Annotated in this window: 19 protein-coding genes and 2 riboswitches; of the genes, 2 read left to right on the top strand and 17 right to left on the bottom strand. The window is 49.4% G+C overall.

What is annotated here, in order from left to right:
* Positions 1 to 5: 5 nt before the first annotated feature.
* Genes galE through BW952_RS05185 form a run of 3 tightly spaced genes read right to left on the bottom strand, consistent with a single transcriptional unit; the run spans position 6 to position 4,068 of the window.
* Complete coding sequence (galE, locus tag BW952_RS05195) at positions 6 to 1,040, bottom strand: UDP-glucose 4-epimerase GalE (RefSeq protein ID WP_045850724.1); 1,035 nt, start codon at positions 1,038 to 1,040, stop codon at positions 6 to 8.
* An 11-nt stretch (positions 1,041 to 1,051) separates the two neighbouring features.
* On the bottom strand, positions 1,052 to 2,224 hold the full coding sequence (locus BW952_RS05190) for an aminotransferase class I/II-fold pyridoxal phosphate-dependent enzyme (protein ID WP_045850723.1): 1,173 nt from the start codon (positions 2,222 to 2,224) through the stop codon (positions 1,052 to 1,054).
* Between the two features lie 29 nt (positions 2,225 to 2,253).
* Entirely contained in the window at positions 2,254 to 4,068 is a 1,815-nt protein-coding gene (locus BW952_RS05185) for a polysaccharide biosynthesis protein (protein WP_045850722.1), read from the bottom strand.
* 362 nt (positions 4,069 to 4,430) lie between these two features.
* On the opposite strand from BW952_RS05185, the gene BW952_RS05180 reads away from it, so the two are divergent.
* Positions 4,431 to 4,763, top strand: a complete 333-nt coding sequence (locus BW952_RS05180) for a helix-turn-helix domain-containing protein (protein ID WP_045850721.1) — start codon at positions 4,431 to 4,433, stop codon at positions 4,761 to 4,763.
* Positions 4,764 to 4,798: 35 nt separating this feature from the next.
* Here the strand turns inward: BW952_RS05180 and BW952_RS05175 are convergent, their stop codons facing one another.
* From BW952_RS05175 to BW952_RS05135, 10 genes are all read right to left on the bottom strand, one after another.
* On the bottom strand, positions 4,799 to 6,679 hold the full coding sequence (locus BW952_RS05175; protein WP_052698431.1) for a S8 family peptidase: 1,881 nt from the start codon (positions 6,677 to 6,679) through the stop codon (positions 4,799 to 4,801).
* Positions 6,680 to 6,692: 13 nt separating this feature from the next.
* A riboswitch (cyclic di-GMP riboswitch) is annotated at positions 6,693 to 6,775 on the bottom strand.
* 132 nt (positions 6,776 to 6,907) lie between these two features.
* A complete protein-coding gene (locus tag BW952_RS05170; protein ID WP_231581378.1) occupies positions 6,908 to 7,810 on the bottom strand; it encodes an SGNH/GDSL hydrolase family protein in 903 nt (300 codons plus the stop codon).
* Between the two features lie 120 nt (positions 7,811 to 7,930).
* On the bottom strand, positions 7,931 to 8,416 hold the full coding sequence (locus BW952_RS05165) for a hypothetical protein (protein WP_052698430.1): 486 nt from the start codon (positions 8,414 to 8,416) through the stop codon (positions 7,931 to 7,933).
* Positions 8,417 to 8,738: 322 nt separating this feature from the next.
* Complete coding sequence (locus tag BW952_RS05160; protein ID WP_045850720.1) at positions 8,739 to 10,697, bottom strand: S-layer homology domain-containing protein; 1,959 nt, start codon at positions 10,695 to 10,697, stop codon at positions 8,739 to 8,741.
* Positions 10,698 to 10,867: 170 nt separating this feature from the next.
* Positions 10,868 to 10,996: a hypothetical protein gene (locus tag BW952_RS19780; protein ID WP_269430729.1), complete on the bottom strand. Its 129-nt coding sequence runs from the start codon at positions 10,994 to 10,996 to the stop codon at positions 10,868 to 10,870.
* Positions 10,997 to 11,032: 36 nt separating this feature from the next.
* Positions 11,033 to 11,118: riboswitch (cyclic di-GMP riboswitch) on the bottom strand.
* A 132-nt stretch (positions 11,119 to 11,250) separates the two neighbouring features.
* Positions 11,251 to 12,240 (bottom strand): 4-hydroxythreonine-4-phosphate dehydrogenase PdxA, encoded by a 990-nt coding sequence (gene pdxA, locus BW952_RS05155; RefSeq protein ID WP_045850719.1) that lies wholly within the window; start codon positions 12,238 to 12,240, stop codon positions 11,251 to 11,253.
* The gene (locus BW952_RS05150; RefSeq protein WP_045850718.1) at positions 12,237 to 13,481 is read right to left on the bottom strand and encodes a four-carbon acid sugar kinase family protein; all 1,245 of its coding nucleotides are present in this window, start codon (positions 13,479 to 13,481) and stop codon (positions 12,237 to 12,239) included. Before BW952_RS05150 ends, pdxA begins: the two co-directional genes overlap by 4 nt.
* Position 13,482: 1 nt before the next feature.
* On the bottom strand, positions 13,483 to 14,745 hold the full coding sequence (larA, locus tag BW952_RS05145) for a nickel-dependent lactate racemase (protein ID WP_045850717.1): 1,263 nt from the start codon (positions 14,743 to 14,745) through the stop codon (positions 13,483 to 13,485).
* A 203-nt stretch (positions 14,746 to 14,948) separates the two neighbouring features.
* Positions 14,949 to 16,082, bottom strand: a complete 1,134-nt coding sequence (locus tag BW952_RS05140; protein WP_045850716.1) for a 2-keto-3-deoxygluconate permease — start codon at positions 16,080 to 16,082, stop codon at positions 14,949 to 14,951.
* Position 16,083: 1 nt separating this feature from the next.
* Positions 16,084 to 17,241 carry a glycerate kinase family protein gene (locus tag BW952_RS05135; protein WP_045850715.1) on the bottom strand — a complete coding sequence of 386 codons (1,158 nt, stop codon included), beginning with the start codon at positions 17,239 to 17,241 and terminating at the stop codon, positions 16,084 to 16,086.
* 156 nt (positions 17,242 to 17,397) lie between these two features.
* Between BW952_RS05135 and BW952_RS05130 the strand changes: the two genes are divergently transcribed.
* Positions 17,398 to 18,519: a CdaR family transcriptional regulator gene (locus tag BW952_RS05130; RefSeq protein WP_045850714.1), complete on the top strand. Its 1,122-nt coding sequence runs from the start codon at positions 17,398 to 17,400 to the stop codon at positions 18,517 to 18,519.
* A gap of 16 nt (positions 18,520 to 18,535) precedes the next feature.
* Here BW952_RS05130 and BW952_RS05125 read toward each other — a convergent pair whose 3' ends face one another.
* The 4 genes from BW952_RS05125 to BW952_RS05100 form a co-directional block, all read right to left on the bottom strand.
* The gene (locus tag BW952_RS05125) at positions 18,536 to 19,039 is read right to left on the bottom strand and encodes a hypothetical protein (protein WP_045850713.1); all 504 of its coding nucleotides are present in this window, start codon (positions 19,037 to 19,039) and stop codon (positions 18,536 to 18,538) included.
* Positions 19,036 to 20,283, bottom strand: a complete 1,248-nt coding sequence (locus BW952_RS05120; protein ID WP_231581380.1) for an aminopeptidase — start codon at positions 20,281 to 20,283, stop codon at positions 19,036 to 19,038. The genes BW952_RS05125 and BW952_RS05120 overlap by 4 nt, the downstream gene beginning before the upstream one ends.
* 349 nt (positions 20,284 to 20,632) lie before the next feature.
* Positions 20,633 to 21,028 carry a Rok-like winged helix domain-containing protein gene (locus BW952_RS05115; protein ID WP_045850711.1) on the bottom strand — a complete coding sequence of 132 codons (396 nt, stop codon included), beginning with the start codon at positions 21,026 to 21,028 and terminating at the stop codon, positions 20,633 to 20,635.
* 1,008 nt (positions 21,029 to 22,036) lie between these two features.
* Positions 22,037 to 26,284, bottom strand: coding sequence for an InlB B-repeat-containing protein (locus BW952_RS05100; RefSeq protein ID WP_082084590.1), 4,248 nt, complete (start codon positions 26,282 to 26,284; stop codon positions 22,037 to 22,039).
* Positions 26,285 to 26,457 lie beyond the last annotated feature (173 nt).

Raw genomic sequence — 26,457 nt, 5'->3', positions numbered from 1 at the left:
TATGTTCAGCCGCTTGACTTCAAATACTCGTTTTTGCCATAGCCGTTCGGATTCCGGACCTGCCAGCGCCAGGCGTCCCGGCACATGTCCTGAAGACTTCTGACCGCCTCCCAGTTCAATTCTCTTTTCGCTTTTTCAGCATCCGCATAACAGACAGCCGCATCTCCCTGCCGTCTTGCCTGCATGCGGTACGGAACCGACTGCCCGGTTGCTTCCTCGAAGGTCCGGATCACCTCCAGCACGCTGTACCCGCGCCCTGTTCCCAGGTTGTACGCAAAACAGCCGGGCTCGTCTGTTTTCTTCAACGCCTGGATGTGCCCGGCAGCAAGATCTACGACGTGAATGTAATCGCGCACCCCAGTTCCATCAGGCGTTGGATAATCCTGGCCGAACACATGCAGCACCGGCCTTTTTTTAACAGCCACCTGCGTGACATACGGCATTAAATTGTTCGGCTGTCCGGCAGGATCTTCCCCAATGAAGCCGCTCGGATGGGCACCGATCGGATTAAAATAGCGAAGGATAACAAAGCGCCAGTCCGGATTAGCCCGGTAATGATCCTCCAGCATTTCTTCAATCATGAGCTTTGTCCGCCCATACGGGTTCACCGCCTGCCGGTTCGCATTTTCCCGGATCGGCATGTCGCTGCTTGCTCCGTACACGGTGGCGGAAGAACTGAACACCAGCTTCCGGACCGCGTATTTCTCCATCACCTGCAGCAGGTGCAGCGTGCTGATGAGGTTCGTGTAATAGTACCAGTTGGGCTTTTCAACTGATTCCCCTACCGCCTTTAATCCCGCAAAATGAACGACCGCTTCAATTGGGTGCCTGGCGAAAACCTGCTCGAGCAGCGGACGGTTCACTAAATCTCCTTCATAAAAGGCGACCGTTTTGCCCGTCATTTTTTGGACCCGATGAATGACCTCCAGGCTGCTGTTGGATAAATTGTCAATGACGACGACATCATGCCCGGCTTCCAAAAGCTCCACACATGTATGACTGCCGATGTAGCCGGCACCGCCTGTTACCAGAATGGCCATAGACACCCTCCTTATTTGTTAAAGCGAAGCTTGTACTGCGTTTGAATGACACCGATGACCCGGTCCTGTTCCTCGGCCGTCATGCCTGATCCAGACGGAAGACAGAGGCCGCTTGCAAACAGCCGGTCTGAAATGCTTTCCTCCTCGCGATGAGAAAAGTACTGGCAGCCTTTAAACAAAGGCTGTGTATGCAGCGGCTTCCATACGTGCCGCGCTTCAATGTTTTCTTTCTCCAGTGCGACGATCAGTGCGCTCACCCGCAGGCCGGTCACGAATTCATCCACGGTGAGCGTCGACAGCCACCTGTTGGACTTGCTGCCGGTAATTTCTTCCGCAAACCGGATGCCTTCAATAGCCCCCAGCGATTCTTTATAACGAACAAAGTGAGCACGTTTTGCCTCAACCCGCTCATCTAGCACCGCGAGCTGCGCAATGCCGATTCCGGCGAGCACGTTGCTCATCCGGTAGTTGTAGCCGGTTTCCTGATGCTGATAATGCGGAACAGGATCGCGTGCCTGCGCCGCCAGATTGCGGGCGTGGGACAGCTTGTCTGTATCGTTGGAGATCAGCATGCCGCCGCCTGACGTCGTAATGATTTTATTGCCGTTAAAGGAATAAATGCCGAAGTCCCCCATGCTGCCGCTTTTTTGTCCGCCGTATTCCGAGCCAAGAGACTCCGCCGCATCCTCCACAATGGCCACACCGTAATGCCTGCAAATCGAAACGAGCTCATGCATTTTGGCACTTTGTCCGTACAAATGAACGATAATGACCGCTTTCGGCAGCCGGTTGTTTTTCTGCGCTTCATGAAGGGCCCGCTCCAGCGCACGCGGCGACATGTTCCATGAATCCTCGTCCGAATCAATAAACACCGGCTCCGCGCCGAGGTACACAATCGGGTTTGCACTCGCCACAAAAGTCAACGTGGAGCAAAACACCGCATCTCCTTTTTGGACCCCTAACAAAAGCAGTGCCAGATGAATCGCTGCCGTCCCTGAGTTCACGGCGACACTTCCTTTTGTCCCGGCGTACGCCGCCATTCTGCGCTCAAATTCATCCACATTCGGTCCAAGCGGTGCAATCCAGTTTGTTTCAAAGGCTTCCTGCACATAGTGCTGTTCCTGACCGCTCATGTGCGGCGGTGATAAATAAATCCGCTTTTCGCTTGTTGAAATAAGAGCCATTTCCCTCACACTCCATGTTCATTTTCGTTTTACTGGATGGCCGCAATTAAGTTCGGCTGGTTTTTCATCCGGTGATGAGCGATATCAAGCAGCAGGGCAGACAGCGCGCTTCCTTCGAGCAGCGCGAATTGAACCAGCAAGTACTCCACCCACCTCATATCCTGGGCCGTTGATTTTCCAATATAAATTTTCGGGTAAATTTGTTCCTCGTGAATTTCATTGGCATTCAGCAGCTCCTCATACAGCTTTTCCCCCGGTCTCATGCCGGTGTAGCGAATGCCGATTTCATCCAGTGTGTAGCCGGACAGCTGGATTAAATTTTTGGCCAGATCCACAATTTTCACCGGCTCTCCCATATCCAGAACGAAAATTTCGCCGCCTTTGGCAAGAGCACCCGCTTGAATAACGAGCCGCGATGCTTCTGGAATTGTCATAAAGTACCGCTCCATATCCGGGTGTGTAATCGTCACCGGCCCCCCGCGCTCGATCTGGCTTTTAAAAAGCGGAATCACACTTCCACGGCTGCCGAGCACGTTCCCGAACCGAACCGCTACGAAGTTTGTGCGGCTGATCCGGTCCATGTGCTGGACGATCATTTCTGCCACCCGCTTTGTTGCGCCCATCACACTCGTTGGCTTAACGGCTTTATCGGACGACACCATCACGAAATTTTCAACCTCGAACTCCGCCGCAGCCTCAGCCACATTTTTCGTGCCGATGACGTTGTTTTTCACCGCTTCATGCGGGTTCACCTCCATCAGCGGTACGTGCTTGTGAGCGGCCGCATGATAAATAACAGAAGGCCTGTACTGATTCACGACCTGGAAGATGCGGTCACGATCCTGCACGTCAGCGATAACCGGGATAAGGTCAAAGTCGCTTCCCACCTTTTCCCGAAGCTCCATCTCGATTGTGTATATGCTGTTTTCACCGTGTCCGAGCAGCAGAAGCAAGGACGGCTTAAACTGGCACAGCTGGCGGCAGATTTCTGAACCGATTGATCCTCCTGCTCCCGTCACCAGCACTACCTTTCCAGTGACCGATTCGGCAATGTCATCTGTATTCAGCGTGACCGGCTCCCGTGCCAGCAGCTCCTCAGGCCGTATATCCTCAAGCTTCGGCAGCGGACCCTTGTCCAAAATCAGCTGCTCGATTCTCGGTAAAATCTGTGTTTTGATGTCTGTCCGCTGACAAATGGCGTAAATGCGGTCCAGCTCTTTTTTGCCGAGGGATGGAATGGCAATCACGATATGGTTAATGTGATGCGCCTTTGCCACCTGTTCAATGTCATCTATACGGCCAACAATCGGAATACCCAGCAGTTGAAGCCCGTTTTTGCGCTGGTCGTCATCGACGAAAGCAGCTGGAACCAGATTCGTGTGCCGGTCCCGGAGCAGCTGCCGAACGACCAGCGTCCCCGCTGAGCCAGCCCCGACAATGAGCGTCCGCTTTTTCCGCTTGCTTTTCACCAGCTCGACATCCCGAATTAATCGTTCTGAAAAACGCAGCGTTCCCATGAACAGAAGCAGGAGCAGCCACGAAACGATCGTCAGCCGAATGGCCGCCGTGTCCCCGAACAGCCAATGAACAGTCGTTGTAAGGGCGGCTGCCAGCGTGATCGTCTTTATGAGCGCCATCATTTCCCCGGTGCTTGCGTACGACCAGGCTTTTTTTGATAACCTATAATAGAAAGCAAACGCGTGATATCCGGCCAGCAGCAGCAGCGTTGTTCCCACCGCACTGCCAGGCTGTCCATTGACAAGCTGCATTCCTGCAAAAACAGCGGCACAGACAAGGAACGTATCCACCAGCGACATCATGATCATTCTTTTTCGATAGTTCATAGCTGTCCTCCCCCACCTTCAATATTGGCCATTTCCATAAGTCCAGGTGCTTTCTGTTCTTTATAAAAAACACTTTTGTTCTTTATAAAGAATATTATAGTGACCCGCCCATCATTTGTAAACCATAATCTCGCTTTTTCTCTCCCATCTTTTTTCGTTCTGTTTTGTTCTTTATAAAGAACGATTTGTAAAATGAGTATACCATACAGTTTTCAAAGCTATAATAGTTCTTTAGACTTATTTGTTCTTTATCAAGAACAATATATGCTAATAGAGAAGGTTTACTTCCCTTTTTTCAATATCTTATTTTATTTTTGTGCGTTATAATGAATATTAATTGACGAGTAAAGGAGCGCGAGAAGATGATAGGGGTTAAACTCAAATATTTACGTATTCAAAAGGGATATTCCATTACACAGTTAGCCAAAAAAGCGCAAATCTCAAAATCCTACTTATCGTATTTAGAAAAAAATCCAGAAACCAACCCTTCTCTTCACATCATTTCAAAAATTGCCGCCGCGCTGGACACCTCTCCGAATTATTTTATTGACCAGGAGCAGGAAGAAGGAAAGGAAGAGATCAATCAGGAATGGATGGATTTGTTGAAAAATGGCTTGGAGGAAGGGATTACAAAAGAGGATTTTGAAGAATTTCAAAAGTACCTGGCCTTTATCAAGTACAAAAAATCACATTGAAAAAGCCCGGCTCTTAAAAGCCGGGCAAAGGGAGTTTATTTTTTGCTTTCAATTAATATATTCGCTGTTTTCCCCATAAACATCGGGGCAGCGTATGTCTTCCCGTACTGAGAAATGGTAATCACATCATTGTGAACTGTCGCCACTTGCTGGTTTAACACCTTCCAGGTTACATAAGGAGTAACATCTACCTTCTGTCCTCCGGTCAGAACTGCTGTCACAGCGATCCTTTTCGTTGTTCCCGGCTTTCCGGCTACTTTCCTCGTGCTGACCGTTAAGCTTCGTACGGTTGAATCAACAGCTACTTTCGCTGTTTTTCCTCCATATGAAGCAGCTACAGCTGTTTTTCCATACTTCTGTATCGTGATGCTGCCTTGCTGAACGGTGGCGATCGCTTCATTCTCCGATTTCCACTGTGCCAATGCCGTTACATCCGCTTTGCTTCCATTTGCTCGTACAGCTGTCAGCTTAATCGCTTTCGTCTCCGTCGGTTTACCGGTGACAGCTGTTTGGCTGGCAGCAGCTGATCGAACGGTCGAATCCAAAGAAATTTTCACTGTTTTGCCATTGTCCGCTGCCTGAAGCACCGCTTTGCCAAATTGGTGGACAGTCACAGCACCGGCTTCAACAGTCGCGACATCGGGATTGCTTGATGTCCAGACGGCGTCTTTTGTCCGGTCTGCTTTTTGTCCATCTTTATATAAAGCTGTGACCGCGATGACAGGCGCTTCACCCGGAAGTGCGTAAACGGCTGACACGCTCGCGGACAATTTAGAGATGACCAGAGAAGCCTGGACCGTTTGTGCCGCTCTGGCAGAAGGCGCCTGTATCAATCCGGCTCCATACCACGAATCTCTTCCAGCAGTCCCTAAATCTTTACTTGTGTTCGCCAGCATCATACGAAGAAGCGCAGGATCGGCAGATGGATTACTTTGCTTCATTAACGCCAGCTGACCAGAGACATAGGGTGCAGCCATTGATGTTCCGCTCATTCTAGCGTATCCGTTATTTAAATACGTCGCTACAATGCTTTGCCCCGGCGCTGCGATTTCCACTGTGCTCCCGGTCGAGGAAAAAGACGCACGCTTTAAAGAAGAATCTACCGCGCCCACTGCAATCACAGATGAGTATCGTGCGGGATAATCTACCGTATCCCCGGTGCCTCCTGCTGTGCCGTCATTCCCGGCTGCCGCCACGACCAAAACGCCGTTCGCGTACGCTTTATCCACAATAGATTGAAAAGCCGTTGAATGCGTTTGTGTTCCAAGACTGACATTAATAATGTTCATTTTATTCGTAATCGCCCAGTCAATCCCCGCTAAAATGCTGGATAAATGACCGGAGCCGTCTTTATTTAGTGATTTTACCGCATACAAGTCCGCTTCCGGCGCAGCGCCCTTTGTTCCAAACCCATTATCCTCTGCTCCAATGATGCCGGCCACGTGCGTTCCGTGTCCATTATCATCCTCGTAAGAAGACGTATACGGCACAAAGGATTTTCCTCCCGCTACCGCCAAGTCGGCATGCGGTGCAATACCGGTATCCACAACGGCGATTTTAACACCCTTTCCTGTAAGCCCGGCATTCCAGGAAGCAGGAATATTGGCTGCTCCAATCCCCCAGTCGAGCGATTGTACGGAAGTGTGAACAAGAATATCCTTTTCGACTCGCAAAACATCCGGGTCCTGCTTAAGCTCTTGAACTTCGTGAGCAGGAAGGGTGACAGCCGCAATCGGCAGCTGCTTAAACGACTGGTCTATTTCTCCATCGGCCTTCGCAATAGCGGTTTTATCAACTTTTTCATCAAATATGACAATGACTTTCTGTTCCTGCTCCTGCGCGGCGAGCGCTCCCATTGGGCTAATGGAAGCAGCAGCAAGAACAGCCGTGAACAACTTAGCTGCAGATTTCTTCATGATGAACATCCTCCAAGGTAACTGGCTGGCATACCGTTCGGGTTAGCCCCTGTAGTTTTGCGTCTCTGCATTTCCACAGATTTGCCTTTTCAATTTTCGGTATCTATGTACCTACTTATTTATCGGAGAAAATCAGAAAAGTTAAAGAATCATTCAATTATTTTTTTCAAATAAATACCAATATTTTCATAAAATTAAATTCGCATCCAGTTGAGGGGGGCTCTTCCGTTATTTGCTCAAGACACGGTTAACGGACTGATAGATCATTTCTGCTCCCCTTGGTGTCAAGTGGGTGCCGGAAGAATCAATTAACCCTGACTGAATGAGCTTTCCGTCTGCAGCGCCTCCCGCAAACTTGGTCATATTCTGATAGTTGTCAATAAGCGTAACCTTTTTTTCCTTTGCCACTTTACGAACGATTGCGTTATACGAATCATGCCATAAGCGAGCGCCTTTATATCTTATATATAAGTTCTCGTCGTAGCGCTTATAATAAAGCCCCTGTACGACCGGCGGTGTCGTCATCAAAATGACACGCACCTTTTTCGCTTTCAGTGTGTCGGTGAAATACCGGATGTTTTGTTCAAACTGCGCCTTTGATACACGCGACTGCCCGTTAGCCCGAATGACCGCATCATTTGTGCCGAACATAATCGTCACCGCATCCGGCCGTTTGCTGACTACATCCTTTTGAAACCGGGCCCGTCCCATCACAGACGTATCGCCCCCTATTCCTCCATTTACCGCACCATATGTCTGCTGCAGCTTTGTCACCCATTTATCAGACTGGGCGTAGGCAGGGTTCTGCTTCCAGTTCGTGCCTTGCGTATTGCTGTCGCCGAACGCCACCACGATCGTGGACTTCGTCGTTTTCAGCTGGCTGGACGGCACATATGCTTTTTTATTTTTAAAACGGATCTCCGACCAGCCGCCTGCCGCCGTTCCATACACGGATAAAACCGTATACTTCGGCAGCGAACCGATTATTTTTGCCCTCGGGGTTGCGTTATCCCGTACCGTTACGGAAGAAGCAATTACTTTAGCCGAAATGGGATCTGCCGCTTTAGCCGTACCGCCATTTGCTCCGGCAAACACAACCAGCAGCAGGATAAATAAAATACATTTTTTCAACACAACATCCTCCACTTGCTATTAAAATAAAACCATACCATTATACCATAATTATGGAATTTACAGCAAAATAAAAACTGGCTTATCCTTTAAAAAAGGCAAGCCAGACAATCCTTTATATTAATGACCGAGCCGCTGTTCAAAGCGGTTCGTTTTGCGCTTTAATTCTTCAGTTTCCCTGAACAGCAAATCAATATCCGCTTTTGTATCCTGCGCATGCTGGCGAAAATCACGACGAATATTCGTCATATTTTCCGTCATGAGCGTAAAACTGTGCTTGATCATCCCTTTTAATTCTTCCTGGCCATTCTCTAAATTGGCTAATCGGCCGTCTACCTGGTCAAACTTCTCATCCATCTGATTAAAGCGTTCGTCTACCTGGATAAACTTCTCGTCTACTCGATTAAAGCGTCCGTCTATCTGGATAAACTTCTCGTCTACTCGATTAAAGCGTTCGTCTACCTGGATGAACTTCTCGTCTACTTGATTAAAGCGTTCGTCTACCTGGTCAAATCGCTGGTTGACCTCCTGCTTAAAATCCTTCATATCCGTCTTGATTCCACGGACCTCTGTTAGAAGCTCCTGCAATAACTGTTTTTCCTCCATCCTGAACACCCTTTCCTGTCATTTATACCGTCGGCTGCTGTCAGCATTTATCAAAGCCAGGGTGTCAGTATGATCCGTTCCACTCCAATTTTAAAAACGATTGGCTTTAATGAAGCTATTATAGCACATTTCTCTAAACAAGAACATATATTCTTTCAGAAAGGCGGCCATGACCGGAAAAACACCAAATAGACCGGAATGCACAAGCCTACGACCGGATTCCCTCTTTTCCGGTCATAGCTCGTTCGATTCCGGTCCATCTGACAATAATCCGGTCCATCCTTGCGCGAAATCGTGCTGCACATTCAGTACCGGCAGTCAGCTAATTGGCGCGATTCAAGAAGATGCTGAAATCGGCGCGGGTAATGTTTGCAGACGGTCTAAATGTGCCGTCTGGGAAGCCCTGGGTAATCCCGGCAGCAGCAAGTGCATTCACCGAGCTGTAAGCAAACGTCCCTGCGTAATTATCCAAAAAGATGTTTTTTTCCGCTGCCGGAAGCTTAAAGGCCCGGTGCAGCACAGCCGCCATTTCCGCCCGAGTAAGCTGCGCCTGCGGATCAAACGTGCCGTCCGTCCGCCCGAACATAACACCCGCCTCGGTCACAGCGGCGATGCTTCCGTATGATCTGTATGTTTCCGGCACATCGGTGAAGCCTGGATTTTTCACTTCATCCACAGGCAGCTTCAGTGCCCGCTGCAGCATAATTGCGGCCTGCACCCGCGTCAGCGTGGCTTGTGGCTGAAATGTTCCGTCCGGATAGCCGCTAATAATGTCCTGGCTCACGAGCGAAGCAATATCATCGGCTGCCCGGAAGTCGTTCGGCACGTCGCTAAACAGTCGTACCTCTTCCTTGACGGCAATCGGCAGCTTTACCTCAGCCGCTCCTTTTTTCACCGAAATAAAGCCGCTGCCTGCTTTCGAAGCCGTAAAAACCGTGCCGGCTACTGTGCCTAAATCAGACGAAATCGCCACATTGTCAAGCGTTACTGGATTTCCATACTCATCTAAAATCGACGAAATCCTCACCGTGGCCGATTCGCCAATCTCAAGGGGTCCGCTCGTTGAAAGCGACGCATTGATCGTTGTCGGCACCCCTTTTGGAGCTGTTGTAATGGCCATTAAAAAAGTAGAAACCGGCCGTTCGCCCCACGGATCAGACGGCTTGTTTTGAATTGTTGCCGTGAAGTCTCCCGGCTCACGTGCCAGCATCGTTGTTGACCCGCCGCCGTCCATATTCAGCGCCCGGTCATAGCCGAGTGATTGAATATACGACGCAAACTCGGACAAGCTCATGCCGGTGCTATAGCCCGGCTGACGTCCATCAACTGTAATAAAAGCAACCTTATCGCCTGTTTTGTCAATGGCTACAGCGGTGCGCGGCGCTTTTTCACGCGCTTTAGCACTGTTCGGATTCATGCTCAGCGCGACCTTGCCATCCTTCACCAGCATCGGTCCGCTGCCAATCATAAAATCGGCTCCCTGCCATTTTTCATCCACATTCACAGACACGGAAACCGAATCGCCAAGCTTCATCTGGCGGAGCGCTTCTGCTTCTGTGCCATGTGCGGATAAAACAAAACCATCCTTTGGAATCACTGCCCCTGCTGCTTGCCCGTACGGACGGAACCCGACAACCTTGCCGGTTAACGACTCCCCGAAACGAAGAGAGGGGTCCTCCACTCCTGCCACCAGCACTTCATATCCATACGCATTCGTTGTCGTCACACCGGATGAGAAATTCGGCGTGTACACCATCGTTGAATTCGGATGGCGCTGTCCGTTATGTCCAGCCATCGTTCTTTTCGCCCCATTGTGCGAATATGTAAAGTCCGTAGAATAGTGATCAATTTGCCCTTTGCCCGCCTTGTTCATGCCAAAGGCGATCATCTCGCTGACAAATTCATCCTTGCTTGCTTCCACCATGCCGCCGTTCACTAAATATTGATCGATCGCAACAAAATACAGCGGCATCGGCTCCCGGTTAAAAAACGAACCGTTGATCGCTCCGATCACCTCATGCCCTTCCTCGCTCGCAGCCAGTGCCTGCTTGGACGTTTGCACCAGCTTATTTAACGGGTCCGGCACACCGGCTTCGACCTTTGTATACGGATCTTTCGTATCAATCTCCATTACCCTGACCGACTGCGGCACCGTGCCTTCTTCGACGATTTCGGTGTAGGTCACCCCATTTGAAACCGCAAATTCCTCTGTCACTGCTGCCTGCGCAAGTGACGGAAAAACGAGCATTAATGCCAGCAGCCAGATGTGTATCCTTTTCATGGAAAGCCTCCCTGCTTTTTGAAACTAGTATAGCACAGGGAGAATAAAAGAATAATAGACCGTTGGGGGTGTTTAAAATATAAGCAAAAAACCGCTCTGCCTGCAGGGCGGCTTTTCCACCGTGTTTCAAAACCCAAAGGAAAAAATTCAACATATACAATACACAATCGTCAGCCTATTTTCTTTCTCGGATTATTTCCAACCTTTACAAAATAGTCACCTTCATCCAGCGTCTTGAAAAACTTGATGCCCACCCATTTTAATGGTGTCCAAATTTCTTTCATACTGTATAACGGCATATTTCTTCCTCCTCTATCAAATTGTACGAAATCGTATTCGACAACTGGCTGGCATAGGAGTCCTTCCCTTAGCCCCTTTAGTTTTGCGTCATCGTTTTTCAACGATTTTGCCTTTTCGCACAATATCGGAGTACTCTTCTATTATAAAGAGCTGGCGCTTCTAAATTAAGTAAAATCGTCCGACAAATTCATACAAAAACAGCGTCCCCTGGCAAGGAGACGCTGTGTTCATTTTTTTATAGAATTACTCTTGTTCATCGTTTCGGAGCTAATTCAGCTCCCTGCCGAATCGCTTCCATTAAGCTTTGTTCATCCGCTTTTCCTGTTCCGGCAATATCGAATGCGGTGCCGTGGTCGACGCTCGTCCGAATAATCGGGAGCCCGACGGTAATGTTCACACCCGCTTCAAGCCCGAGCACTTTGATCGGGGCATGGCCCTGGTCGTGATACATCGCCACAACTAAATCAAAGTCACCGCGAACTGCCCGGTAAAAAAGCGTATCCGCCGGCATCGGACCAAACACCTGGATGCCTTCTTCCTGCGCTTTTTGAACGGCGGGTTCAATTTTAGCAGCTTCTTCCCCATCTCCAAACAGCCCATTTTCCCCTGCGTGCGGATTAATGCCGCATACGGCGATTTTTGGCGAACGGATGCCGGCTTTCTTTAAGGTTTGATCGGCGAGCTGAATCACATTGTAGACGCGCTCCGGTGTAATGAGCTCCACCGCCTTGACCAGCCCGACATGAGTCGTCACGTGAATCACCCGCAGCTTTGGCGCCGTCAGCATCATCGCATATTCTTCTGTGTCCGTCAGCGCAGCCAATATTTCCGTATGCCCCGGATAGTTGTGCCCCGCTAAATGCAAGGCTTCCTTATTCAGCGGCGCCGTACAAATCGCATCAATCTTCGCTTCATTGGCCAGCTCAATCGCTTTTTTCAAAAAAAGAAACGCGGCGTTGCCGGCTTCTTCGGACACAGCTCCTACAGGCAAATCCTCCTGCAGCAACGCTAAATCCAGCACATCAACCGTTCCTTTTTCAAACGCCGCCTCCCCTACTTCGGAAATGGAGCGAATTGTCAGGTCCGACTGTGCAAACGCCAGTGCCCGTTTCATAATCTGTCCATCTCCAACAACAAGCGGACGGCATTGATCGTACACAGCCTGGTGCCCGAGCGCTTTCACAATAATTTCCGGTCCGACACCTGCTGCATCTCCCATCGTAATAGCGATAATTGGTTTCATTTCATCTGTCCTTTCAATATAGCTACTGCCTGGCAAAGAGAGTCCGGGCCGCCAAAGGCACCCGCCTTTGTGACAGCTGTCAGCTGAGGCAACCCAAGCATTCGGGCAAGCGGAATGCCCGGCTCAATCTCGCGGATCAAGTCCATTCCTTCTGCACCCATTTGCAGCGCAACCGCTTTGGCCGTATCACCGCCGGTCAGGATCACCCTTTTGATTCCGCACGCATGAATCACCTGCGCCGCCACCTGTCCAATCGCTTCTTCAATCCGCTCAGGAAGTTGATGTTCGGCTTCCACCGTTTCCCCAACGGCCAAAACGGCATCCTGTCCATTCGCAATGTTTCGCTTGAGCTCGTCCACACATCGAGCAATTTCCTTTTTCCGTTCAGCCGGATGGAGCAGCTGGTCTGGCTGAAGAGCAGTCTCAGCCGCGCCGCATTTCTGTTTAACCTGCTGCACCTGTGTTTTCGTCAGCGCCGACCGGCTTCCGCATACGAGAAGCACAGGTCCTGCTGGCTTTAACACATGACCGGGCTTTGTGTTCACCCGTTGATTCGGGACGAGCTGCTCGGCCAGTCCAGCTGAACCGGCCCACAGCAAAGGTGCGGCCCAATCGGAAAACCCGTCCGTTATCCGAACTAAATCAGCCGGTGTCTCTGCATCACAGACAAACAGCCCGCAGCCTTCTTCCATTAACCGAAAAACGTGCGCTCGAAACGCTTCCCTGCTGCCGCGAACAACAGCGAGATCAATTAATCCCGCTTTTCGCCTGGACTGCCCGGACAGCAGCCTGACAAGATCCGATTCTGTCACAGGCGTTTTAGGATCGCGGCCCATTTCTGTCTCCGCGATTTTCACACCGTTCCAGTAATGCACGCCCTGTTTTGTCACCCGGTTTAACGCCGGCAGCGCTGGAGCGACAACCGCCTGCTCCAGCTTCAGCTGATCCATAATGGCGTCCAGCTCTGAGCCAATATTGCCCCGAAGAGTGGAGTCCATTTTTTTATACACAAGGTCAAATGACGCGGTCTTCATGTGCGCCATTTGCCGGCTAACAGCTTCGTATGCTCCATCCGGTGCCATCGCCCGGCTTGCTGTATCCAGCACTACCGCATCTATCTTTTGGTTCTGAAAACGGGAAGGATCAAACAGTACAACCGACCTGATCCCTCCATTCGCAAACTGAATGCCGGCATCACATGCACCTGTCAAATCGTCTGCTATCATCAGGATCGAGCGCATCTTACTCATCCACATACGGGATGGTCAGCGGACCGAGCGGCAGCACAGCGACCGACATGCCTTCCCTGTATTTTTCACGAAGACGGCGGAGTGTTTCGCTCATATCGTGCACCGGTGTCAGCATCGCGCCGGTCACCTGCTCATCAGAAAGCGTTGAATATACGTGCACATCCGCCCACACTTGCGTAACCGCCTGTTTTTGCACCTGCCACTGGTCAAACATTTTAAAGTCAGGATCATTGATCATATCCAGCAGATGCTGAGGCGAATCCGCCATCTCGAAAATTTTCGAATAGTTGCCGTGGTCCGGCAGCCCGTCCGCACATTCAGACGCAATGACAATCGTGCCGCCTTTTTTGACAATTTTGTGCGCGGCGCTCATCCCCTTCACGGCCTGATATAAATTTTGATCAAGCGGATAGCCTGCATTGGAGGTAACCACCACATCGAAGCGTTTCTCACACCGGCTCATCGCATGTTCCTTCACGAATTCACAGCCCCTGTCGTGCGCTTCATACAATTCGCCGGCAAAAACAGCTGTGATGGCCTTGTCGCCATTCAGCGTCACATTCAGCATAAAGTCCGGCTTGCACATCGCGTTAATTTCACGCGTCATTTGCTGTACCGGATTATCCCCCATATTGCCCCACGTCGAGCGGGCATCGCCAATCATGCGTGCATTATGAAACGTCATAATCGTTTCAATGCCGGCAATGCCTGGCATGATCCCTTTAGGACCACCTGAAAAGCCAGCGAAAAAATGCGGCTCAATAAAGCCCGTCACAATGCGAATGTCCGCTTCCACATAGTCTTTATTCAAATAAACATCACACCCAAACCGGCTTTCCCCAATCTTCACAAGCGCGTCCTCGTTGTGGCATTGATTGTTCACAATTCGAATGTTGTCGACCACCCATTCCCCAAGCATGCCGATAAACTCTTCTCTCGTTTGATCACGGTGCGTCCCTGTGCCATTAATAATGACAAAATTTTCGAGCGGCACGTGATTCAGCTCTTCAATAAGAGCCGGCACCAGCTTATGATTCGGCGTCGGCCTCGTAATATCACTGATCACAATCGCCACCGTTTGATCCTCCGCCACCATGTCCTTCAGCGGTGCGCATCCTATTGGCTTACGCAGCGCCTGCAGCAAAGCTTCATGCTCATCCGGAACCCCCGGCAAATGCGCTGGCTCCACCACATACGAATCGTCCGGCACCTGAATCGTTAATCCTTGCTTTCCATATAAAAGAGTTGCCTCCAACCTGTCCACATCCTTTAAAACACTCGATTTTTGGCGCAATTATGTTGAATAAGGCGCAATAAATCCGGTTATGGCGCAATTATTTCTGATACGGCGCAATTCCACTTTAATTGCGCCGTCCTCCGTAGAATTGCGCCAACATCGCCGGAATTGCGCCGTATTTCCTGTAATTGCGCCGTAACCATCAGCTAGCTAGCTGTACATCAATTCGCCAGTGACTCTGCCTGCTTCTCCTCTGCTTTTGAATCCGTTTCCATTTTCAAGTCTTCCCGTTTGCCGTTAATTCCTTTTTTACGCTGGTAGCGGTCGACCATAATCACCGCGACCGGACAAAGAATCGCCGTCGTCAATGTCGCGATGGAGATTTGGGCGGTAGCAATGTTGGCAATGTTTTGAAAGGCCGCCGCATCCGCCTGTGTCATCATCCCCGCACCAGCCGATACCGAAGCAGCCGCTGCAACAGCTGCTGGTGTGGCGGCCGCGTTTCCGGCAGTGGATGCCTCAGCCACAGGCGCAATATAGCTTTTTTCTTTAAACAGCTTAAACACCAAAATCCCCACACTGCCTGTTAAGAACACTGTCAACAAGCCAATGGTCAAACCTGCTGCCACAACAGAAGGGTTAAAGAAATTCGCCAGGTTCATACCGGCGCCAAGTGCAAAGGCGAAAAACGGGACGGGCAAAATCTCACCCGGTCGTAAAAACTCGCGAATGTCTTTATCTAAGTTTCCAAGCAGCATGCCAATCCCGATCGGCAGCAGCACCGCAACAAACGAAATCACCGGAAAGCTCGAACCGAGAAGGCCCAATGACATCAAGGTGAAAAAGGGTCCGTCGTTCAATGACAGAATCGCCACGCCGCCGACATCCGACCGGTTGCCGTACTGCCCGGTCAAAGCCGCATACATCCCGCCGTTTCCATTCGTCATCGCCGCAATAATTGCCAGCGTCGAAAGACCGAGAATGCCGCTCATCGGATCAAAGAAATAGCCGAACGCCAGACCGACCGCAAGACCCGTTAAATATTTCGAGGAAATGAGCAAAACACCTTTTTTCAAGGCCCGGCCGCCAACGCGCAAATTCATCTGGCTCCCTGCACAAAACAGGAACAGCGCAATTAACACAAGCGCCCCGTCCTTAAACAGCTCCTGCGAAAAGCCGCCAATCCTCAGAAATTCATAGTAGCCTTCTTCTGTCTCCGGCACCCCAAGCCCTTTGAGCATATTCATCAGACCCGGAATATGCATTTGGTCAATCGTATTCAATAACGCCCCTAACAGAAGCGGGACCACCATTAATCCACCCGGTACACGTTCAACTGCCTGCTTAATTTTCATCTCAGAAAACCCCCTTTTGTTTTCGTACCCCTTTATGAAAATAAGACCTGACGACTTGTTCTGCACTCCACTGAAGCAGCCCTTCCGCATCCCGTATCGCTTCCTCAAGTGACATCGGACGGTTCATGATGCTGTTCACACTGACAACGCCATGCTCATACAGCGCCTCGGCTCCATCCCCTACAGAGCCGGCGATGATGATCGTTGGCACTCCCTCCTTTTTCGCCGCCTGAGCAATGCCCATCGCTGTTTTCCCCGAAGCGGTCTGCGCATCGACCCGTCCTTCTCCCGTCAGCACAAGATCGGCTCCCTGCAAATGGGCTGAAAACTGCTGGTAAGAAAGGACAATGTCAACGCCTCGTTCCATCCGGCTCGGAAAAAAAGCTTGAAAGGCGCCGCCAAGCCCACCTGCCGCACCGGCACCCGGGCGATGATGCAGCTTGATGCCCGTCGCCTCCGCTGCTTTATCCGCAAAATGATGCAGCTGCCCATCCAGCTCCTGCACCATACGAAAGTCCGCTCCTTTTTGCGGCCCGAATACGTATGAAGCACCATCCGGTCCAACAAGCGGATTTTCCACATCGGACGCAATGACAAATGTACTTGCGGCAATACGCGGATCAAAGGAAGAAAGGTCGATCCGCTGAATGTTTTTCAATTCACCGCCGCCAAATGAAATATCCTCTCCGTGTTCATCCAAAAGACGCATGCCAAGCGCCTGCAGCATGCCCGCGCCGCCATCATTTGTCGCTGAGCCGCCAATCGCGAGAATAAATGTCGTATAGCCATCATCGAGCGCCCGTTTGACCAGCTCGCCTGTTCCATACGTTGTTGCCTTGAGCGGGTTCAGGTCCGCTTTTGGAATCAGCTCCAGTCCCGAGGCCGACGCCATCTCAATAATGCACGTTCCGGAATCTTCAAGAATGCCATATTCAGCTTCTACCGGAGCGCCAAGCGGCCCCGTGACCGTCACGGCTTTTTTCCTGCCGTTATTCGACGAAACGAGCGTATCAAGCGTCCCTTCTCCTCCATCAGCGGAAGGAACCATCACGACCTCCGCCTCCGGAAATGCCGCCTCGATCCCTCTGCGCATCGCATCGGCCGCCTGTACCGCGCTCAAGCTTCCTTTAAAAGAATCGGGTGCTGCAATAATTTTCATTCCTTCCCCTCCCTTCTCAATCAAATTCTTTTTTGTAAGCGATTTCAATATCTATTATAAGAAATCTTGACACCGTCTGTCTTTAGATATACTATATGAAAAATTCAATCTATTTTGTCTTATTTTCAGTTAAATCAACTAAAAGGAGCCGGATTCATGCTAACGAAGACACTTGCCGGAGAGATTGTGAGGGAAACGTCGCTCCGGCTCAGCCGGAACGTAAATATTATGAATAACGAAGGGGTCATTATCGCGTCCTGTGATGAATCGCGGATTGATACGGTGCATGAGGGAGCTAGACAGGTCATTGAAACCGGCCAGCCGTTTTTGATTCATGAAAAAGAAAGCGGAATTTTCGAAGGCTCACAGCCCGGCATCAATCTGCCGATCGTGTTTCAAGAAAGCATTGTCGGCGTCATCGGCGTGACAGGCGATCCCGGAGAAATGAATGATATCGGCGGCCTCGTGAAAATGACGACTGAGCTGATGATGAAGCAGGAATATCTCGCCTCGCAAAGCGAATGGACCCAGCGGACAAAGGAAATGATTATCGAGGAGCTGCTTCAAAAAGAGCCTTCGTACGATCACATATACAGAGGGCTGGATTTACTGAATGTCGAGCTGCAGTCACCGCTTCGACTGGCTCTGATTCAGCTTGCCCCGGACCGGACAGCCCCGAATCAAGCCGTTATTCAAGCAATTGAAAGCCCGTTAAAGCGCGGGACCGGGTTTTCCGGCTTTACGCATACACACCGTCTTGCCTTGCTGACATCGACCGAAAGCGAGCCGCAATTCCTTGACGTTCTCCGGCAGATTCAATCAGCGTGCAAGCATCTGCACCTGAACAACCGCATCGTTTACAGCAATGCCTTCACGGAACTGGACGAATGCAAGCAGGCGTATGCCGACTGCGACCTGTCCCTCGCTATCAGTGATGAACAGTTAACGCTCGTTTCCTTCGCCAATGTCGAATCGAGAGCACTGATCCACCAGCTGGACAAAGCCGCCGCCCGTCGTTTTGCCGAACGGGTGCTGACAGACGCTGTTCAAAAACAAGCCGACACATTAACCGCCTTTTTCCTGAACAGCCTGAACATCCAAAAAACAGCCGATGACCTTTTTATCCACCGCAACACGCTGCTGTACCGTCTTGATAAAATAAAAGAAAGCGCCGGCTATGATCCGAAAAACTTTCATGATGCGGTGACGCTGCAAATGGCGCTGTGGGTTCACAGCTTAACAGGCGAAGGACGTTCGGGACTTCCCCCTAAGGCATAGCTCCTTTTTAAGACAATCAGCTTAACGAATCCAAAAACGCCTTTAAATCCGAAAACGGTCTGGAAAACACATCTTTCTCTCCTATTTCATCTTCGTGTGTTTCCACGACAGTAGACAGCTTTTGATAAAGCCGATGCACCCGAACATCATGCCGGTATGCGTGAAACTGCACTTCTTTTATGAGTGGATTATCCTCAGCTGCGGAACGTAAAAATTCCCGAAAGCCCTGAACAAATGAACGAGTATTCCGGAATTTTTCTTTTATAAGCGCACTATCAATAAACAGGACGTCCCGATCGTTAAAGTCGTGTTCGCGCGTACCGTATGTATAATTCAAGGCGCCGAGCAGTTCACCATCCCGATGGTAAAACAGCACCGTTTCCGTTTCAGCAAGCAGCACTGATAAGCTGCCGACCGCCTCCATCACCGTAAAGCCGCCGGCAAATGAGGACCGGTTTTCAAAAAAGAACAGCACAAACGCTTCCAGCTGTCCTTCCGTTTGGCAAGGAATCATTTTCATCGTTCATCTTCTCCTTTAAACGTGTTTGCCCAATCCCCTTTTTCAAAAATCGGCACCATCGTTCCATCCCATCTTTCACCTGTCACAAATAACGTTTCGGAACCAATCATCAAATCGTAATGAACACCGCTTGAATTAATCCCCGCCTCCTCGCGCTCCTGTGCAGTCAATTCCTGTCCAGCAGCCAGTGCTGAGCTGTACGCATGCCCGAGCGCAATGTGGCAGGACGCATTTTCATCCAATAAAGGCTGATAAAAAAGCCGGCCACTCCTTGCCACTGGGGAATGAACCGGAACAAGAGCCACTTCACCGGCGAAACGAGCTCCTTCATCAAACTGAAGCATCCGACGCAGTTCATCCGCTCCATCCATGGATTCGATTTCTACAACCTCTCCGTTTTTGAAGGTCAGCGAAAAGTCCGTTACCACGTTTCCTTCAAAAGTAAATGGCTTTGTGCCTTTAAAAAAACCGTTCACTCCCCTTTTCAGCGGCGTCGTGTACAGTTCCTCTGTCGGAAGGTTTCCTGTAAAGAAAACCCCCTGTTTGTTTTCCAGCCGTCCGCTCAGCCAGCGGTGGGAGACCGGCAGCTCAACAGCCAGGTCAATACCAGGACCCTTATAATGTAAAAATCGAAAGCTTTCTTTATTCAGCTGCGCCGCTTTTTCAGCTAATGCTTTCATGCGTTTCTCCCATACAGTCAGAGGATTCTCCTGGTTCAATCCAAGTACGTCAAAAAGGGTCTCCCACAGCCTTTCCACCCTTTTGTCCTCCGCTATTTCCGGAAACACTTTATCCGCCCACGGCTTTGTTGCAACCGCCATAACCGTCCAGCTCGCCTCATTGTTCATTAAACGGTTTGTCACGTCCGCCGTTGCCGCATAAAGTGCATCTGATCCCAAATCGAGCCGGTTTGGCGCAATACCGTCCATATCCTCCAGAAAAGGGGATAATACGTATAAAAAAGCCGCATTCTGATCGAGCAGTTGATTGTACACACGGACCATCCAATCCGGTCGTTTTGCCAGCTCTTCCTCAGGCGCCATTTCGTACCAGATGCGCGTCCCTGTTTCGTCCTGCCAGTCCACATGAACATATGAGGCGCCTGCCTGATAAGCAAATCGCATCACCCGGTGCACAAAATCCGCCGCTGTGATCGAGGACTGGATAAAAAGAGTCTGCCCGCTCTGCAGATTCACGCCGGTCCGCACGACAAGTTCTGCATATGCATCAAGCTTTCTTTCCATTGAATTCAACTCTACTCCCCCCTTTTTACGCAAAAAAACTGGCCGAAGCCAGCTTCTCCTTATCTTCCAAAACCGCTTCCTTTATCCGGTTTGCTAATAATCGGTCTAGGTGGAATCATCTTTTCACCTCCTCTCCTTCAAATGCCACGTATAAAGAATATTCCGAAAAATAAAAACAACTTTATAGCAGTGAACATTTTCATATGTCTATTATACTTTATTTTTCATTCCCTTTAAATCCCTTTCTTTCTCCTAAAAAGTATGAGCATTTCCTAATTCTAGCTGCTCCAACGCAAAAAAACCGCTTATCCCCCAAGCGGTCCTGCTTAATCTTCCATTCATCAACCTCTTAATCCATGCCGTATTCGTAAATATACAAGCCTCTTCCCAGTTTTTGAACACGGGTAAACTCGGGTTCAAGCGCACTCATAAAAGCACTCATGTTTGAAATCTTCTTCCCGGTTTCCTGTTCCACAAACCGCTGGATTTCAACGGCACGAACAGGCACCTTCCGTTCTTTTAAATAAGCAACCGCCAGCTCCCGCACTCCGCCGGCACTTGCATTTAAACGTCTTGTTTTCGTAGGCAGCTCCGGTTTTCGTCCGACCGAATTCTCCAGATCCTCCAGCCTTTTCAGAAGAGCCTCCCGTTCCGCTTTTAATTCATTTAGTAACCGTCTTTCCGTTTCCTTCACCTGGCGCAGCCGAATTTCAATTGCTTTTTTTTCATCAAACACATCGTTCACAACGTCCTATTCCCTCCCAAGACAATTTCCGCTAAATTATCTGTTTTTCTCATGAAATACTATACGATATTCCATATTATACTACATATTAATACCCGTATCACTATTAAAATACTAAAAAATAATAAAATATCTATTATATTGTACCCGTGCCAAAAGAATTATAAACTTTTTTCCATTTAATTAAATGATACATTTATATAAGAGTTACGTGTTAAACCATTGTAAAAACCCATGCTTTTACCAGTCAGGTTGATCACAACCATCTACCTATGATCTGGTTTGATATGGAACAACCAAACTATACAGCATCTTCCTTTTTATAGAATATAAAAAAGAAACATATCCGTGTGATATGTTTCTTTCAGTATGTTGTATTTTATGAAGCAAAACCGTGCAGTTCCTCCTCCGTCCGTGCAACTTTCTGCAAAACCGTGCAACTCCGTCCCGTCCGTGCAACTTTCCACAAAACCGTGCAAACCGCCTCCGTCCGTGCAGCTTTCCTCAAAACTGTGCAACTCCGCCCCGTCCGTGCAACTTTCCACAAAACCGTGCAACCCCGCCCCGCCCGTGCAACTTTCTGCAAAACCGTGCAACTCCGCCCCGTCCGTGCGGCTTTCCTCAAAACTGTGCAACCCACCCCCGCCTGTGCAACTTTCCATAAAACTGTGCAACCCCACCTCCGCCCGTGCAACAAACAAGTTCGAAAAAAGAACCCAACCACCATCTGTATTTGGCGTTTTTCTTTATTCAAACACTATTCAGCCTCATCTTAAATACTCCGCTAAAATGCATCCTCCAATCCACGAAAAAGCTTGGGACAAAAGATTTTGGATAGAAGAAAAAGCCAAACGAACATCGTCTGGCTTTCTTATGAACTCTTCTTGATGGTAAATCGGTCAGTGACTGCGCTTGCGCAAACAATAGTTCGAGCAGCTTCTGCAGAACTTCGCGTTCGGATTCAAAGGCTAATCTCATTGCTATACCTCAGCCTCTTCTGTTTTGCTTTTATTGAACCCATTCATTTCCTTGCTCATCAATCGTGTAGCTATGTGTCGTTGCGCCTTCTTCGACTTGCCCAAATGCCCAGTGGCTTGTCGGGACATCCTTAAATGACGGCTTCTCCACACCGTTAAGCGGCCCTCTTTCAAACAAGCGGTTCAGCATGACCACTGCCTGCGCACGGGTGATTGGCTGTTCCGGCCGGAAGGGTCCGTTGCCAAAGCCGCTGATAATACCGACCGATGCCGCGTGCTGAATTGCCTCCGCTGCCCAGTAATCCTTCTCTACATCAGGGAAGGAAAGAGAGGTGCCCGTTTCACAAAGCGCGGAATCCGAGCTGCTGCCACACATGTTTTGCACAAAACGGCTCGTTATCGCCGCGACCTGTCCGCGTGTGACCGCTTGATCCGGGCGAAACGTGCCATCCGAGAAGCCAAGGATGATGCCGGCTTCACGTGCCATTTCGATTTCTTTGACAGCAAAGGACTGCTTCGTATCGGTATACGATATTTTGCCGTTATACGTCATCTCCAGATTGCGGACGATCATTGCCGCGATCTGAGCACGGGTAACCGTTTCATCAGGACGGAAGGTTCCATCTTTAAAGCCATGAATATAGGCTTCGTGTGTGCCTTCTTGCATTGCTGCTTCCATTGAAAGAATCGTAAATGTCGAAAAGTGATTGACGCTGAATTGAATCGCTTTTTGGCCATTTTTCCATTCTACGACGGTTCCGCTCACAACTTCCTTCGTTCCATTGCTGTGCTCGATAAACACGGATAAGTTTTCCAGCTCTTCCTCTGTTGCTTCAACAGGAAGCGGAAGTGTCAGTGTGACCGGCCGATTCTGCATATTCGTTTCAATCGTCATAGGGCGGCCTAAAACAGACACGACCGCTCCTCCAGTTGCTTCATCCTGCCTGGCCCGCTCTTCAATTTCCTGCTGCGCCGCTTCTTCTTTTACCGGGACAACACGGAAATACAGATTTTGATCAAATGCGGCAATGGAAGCCGATGGCACTAAAATACGTGCATTTACCGTATCCATCTCCAGACTGGAGCCTGCCGTTTTTAATGTGTCGAGAGCCGCTGACGGTACGTTCACTGTTGTTTCTGCTACTTTATCTTCTGAATCCGGAATAACAATTCGAGCTATTCCTGCCCGTTCCCCTTGTTTTTGGACAAATTCTGACGCTTTTTCAGCGGTAAACGTCACACTGTCTGTTATTTTTCCATCCGGGTTTGTTGTTCGTTTTACCGGCGTCTGCACAAGCGGCTTGCCGTCCGAAATGATATCTACCACAATGTCCTCCGATGGCGGAAGCGGCACGGCATTCGAAGACCAACGTGCGTACAAGGAAGTATCTGCTGTGACAGGTGCCTCAAAATCATATGCCGAGCGAAGCTGCTCATCTGTATACCAGCCGACAAACGAATAGCCCGGACGCGTCGGATTCGACGGCTTCTCTGCTTTTTCTTGATAAACAACGGTCGCCGGTTCGACATCAGAACCCCGGTTTGCATGGAAAGTCACCACATACGAATTGATGGTCCACTTCGCCTTCAACACGGTATCCTCTGTCATTACATTTTCCTCAAATGACCATTCATTTTCCCACTCTTCATCCGTAAACCAACCACCAAACGTATAGCCCGTTTTCACAGGATCGGTCGGCTTCGCGGCATGAGTATTGTAGACAACAGTTTGAGCCGCTTCTTCAGATCCGCCGTTCGGCTCAAATTCGAGCGAATAGCTGTTGATCTGCCAGTCAGCCATTAACGTCATATGTCCTTTTACAATATTCCCCTCAAAATCCCACACTGAGCCTTCAAATAGCCATCCTTTAAACGTATGGCCCACTTTTGTCGGATCAGCCGGCTGAGTAATTTTCTCGTCATAATCCACTGTTAAATCTGAAACAGCCGAGCCGCCGTCTGTGTCAAACTGAATCGTCTGCGAGTTTGCGGTCCATTTCGCATGAAGCGTCACATCGCCGGTCATCAGATCCTGATCAAAATTCCATGCTGCTTCACCTTTGTGCCAACCGGCAAATGTGTAACCTGTCCGTTCCGGTGCAGCCGGCGCTGTGATCAGCTGATCGTACAAAACAGTCGCTGACTCTACGGACGAACCACCGCTGGATTCAAACGTGACTTCGTACGGAATGGCTTCCCATTTAGCATAAAGCGTCGTGTCTTTCACAACCGCCATTTCTTCAAAGTTCCACTTGTTTTCAAACGACTGCTCCGTGAACCAGCCGCTGAATGTGTAGCCCGTTTTCTCTGGAACAGCTGGCTTTGCGCCCTTTTCATTGTAAATAACGTTCTGGTTCTCAACAGCCGAGCCTTCATTTGAGTTAAAGGAAAGTGTGTATTCGTTAATTTCCCACTTCGCTGTCAGGGTCATATCCCCTTTTACAACGCCCTTGTCAAAATCCCATGCCGAGCCTTCAAACTGCCATCCTTTAAACGTATGGCCCGCTTTTGTCGGAGCATCCGGCTGAGTAATTTTCGCGTCATAATCCACTGTTAAATCTGAAACGGCCGAGCCGCCGTCTGTGTCAAACTGAATCGTCTGCGGGTTTGCGGTCCATTTCGCATAAAGTGTAGTCTCGTCCATCACGGAATCCGACACGAAGTTCCACTCATCGGTTAACGTACTATCTTCAAACCAGCCGCTAAACGTATAGCCTGTTTTTTCCGGGTTTTGAGGCTTCACAGCTTGATCCTCATACAGCACCGTTTGATACTCGACCGATGTGCCGCCTGCCGCATCAAAATATACATTGTACTCATTGCGCTTCCACTGGGCATAAAGTGTGACGTGTTTGCTGCTGATCAGCATTTCATCGTCTTCCTTATAAGCTGTTCCGCTTCCGTCAGCCACCGTATTCCAGCCGGTAAAAGCATGGCCGTTTTTTGTTAAATCACTATTGGCCAGAACCGATGCTTTTTGAGCCGTTTGATACTTTCCTGCATCAGATGGCGCCGTTCCACTCGTGGCGCCATTCCCATCATAAAGGACTTTATACAGGTCATATACATTCAGTGCAACCGTTGAGCTGGATGCTGTTTGATCAGAAGCAACCGCGTTAATCGTTAGTGTTCGTGTGCCGCCAGCACCTGCCCGATTGTTTTCAAACGTCACCTTCTGAATGACCTGCTGAATAATGGCATCCGTTGCTTCATGCTGGCCCGAAATGACTCGGATGTTATCAAGGTAGAGAGAGGCACCAAGCGCTTTTCCGCCGGTGGCATCATATGACCCTGCGACAAAGCGGAATTTATACGTTCCATCTTCCGGCACTTCACCTGAAGATGTCTTCCAGTTTTGCGTTCTTCCACGTCCGTATAAAATCTCTGTATACTTTTCCGTTTCCACATTATATAAGAATCCATATACTTCGTAGTCATCTCCGCCATTCGCTGCTCGCCAGTCCAGGGAAATTTGATCTCCCTGCTTCGCTGTAAACGAATCACTCCACGCCTCTGGTCCGAAAGCAGACTGGTATACCATCTGACCTGTTCCATTTACTGGATTGACAGAATCAAGCCTTCCAGAGAACCAAAGACGCAACACATTAGACGTTCCATTTTTTTCTATAGCTGAATTAAACGTTGTGTATGTCGAATTTAGTGACCCTTCCATTGCTTCATACGCCTGTGATCCAGTCCGATAAGCTTTATCAGATTGAAAACTATAGTCCTGTCCGGTCACCGTAAAAGGAGCCAAACTACCCGAGCTAATGACCGGCCTCCCCTGCGTTTTCACTGCTAAATCCCCTAGAAGGACAGCATTCTTATTCACCGTCCAGCCCGGTACTTGATCCGTACCAGCCGTACTTTCTTCAAAGCTCCCATTCGCTAAGGGAGAAGCAAAATCAATGACCAGACTTTTGCCGGTCTGTCCATTTTGCGTGTCGTTCACTGAACCAATTTGAACCGCTTCCGTGCCAGTTCCGATATATACTTTGGACCCTACAACCGAGATCTTGTCTGCCTCTATACTCGCCTGCTCATCACTAGCCATAGACAACGTATCACCCGCATCTGCATTCCCGATGCTAAAGGATACGTGGCTTCCGGTATACGTTTTTCCACTTGAAAAAGCAGCATCCGGCGCCACTGCAACAGCTGGCTCCCCAACCACATACTCAACCGCTGGTGTCGTCGATGCAGAAGCAGATGGCACCAAGGACAAAACAAGTGCTAAAGAAGCAGCAAGGGAGAACCCCCTCGATAACTTTCGATTCATATCTCAATTCCTCTCTATCCGTCTTTTATCCTAATTAAATCATAATAAATAAATCTTTACTATATTATTTTTAACTATTTCAGAATAGTAAGATAATTAAAAACACTGTATAATAACCATCCTAATGGATAATCCACCAAAATGATTACCAAAATACATTTATACCCATAAAA

Source organism: Domibacillus enclensis, from assembly GCF_900156125.1.
GTDB classification, from domain to species: Bacteria; Bacillota; Bacilli; order Bacillales; family Domibacillaceae; genus Domibacillus; species Domibacillus enclensis.
This window is presented reverse-complemented; position numbering and strand designations above follow the sequence as displayed.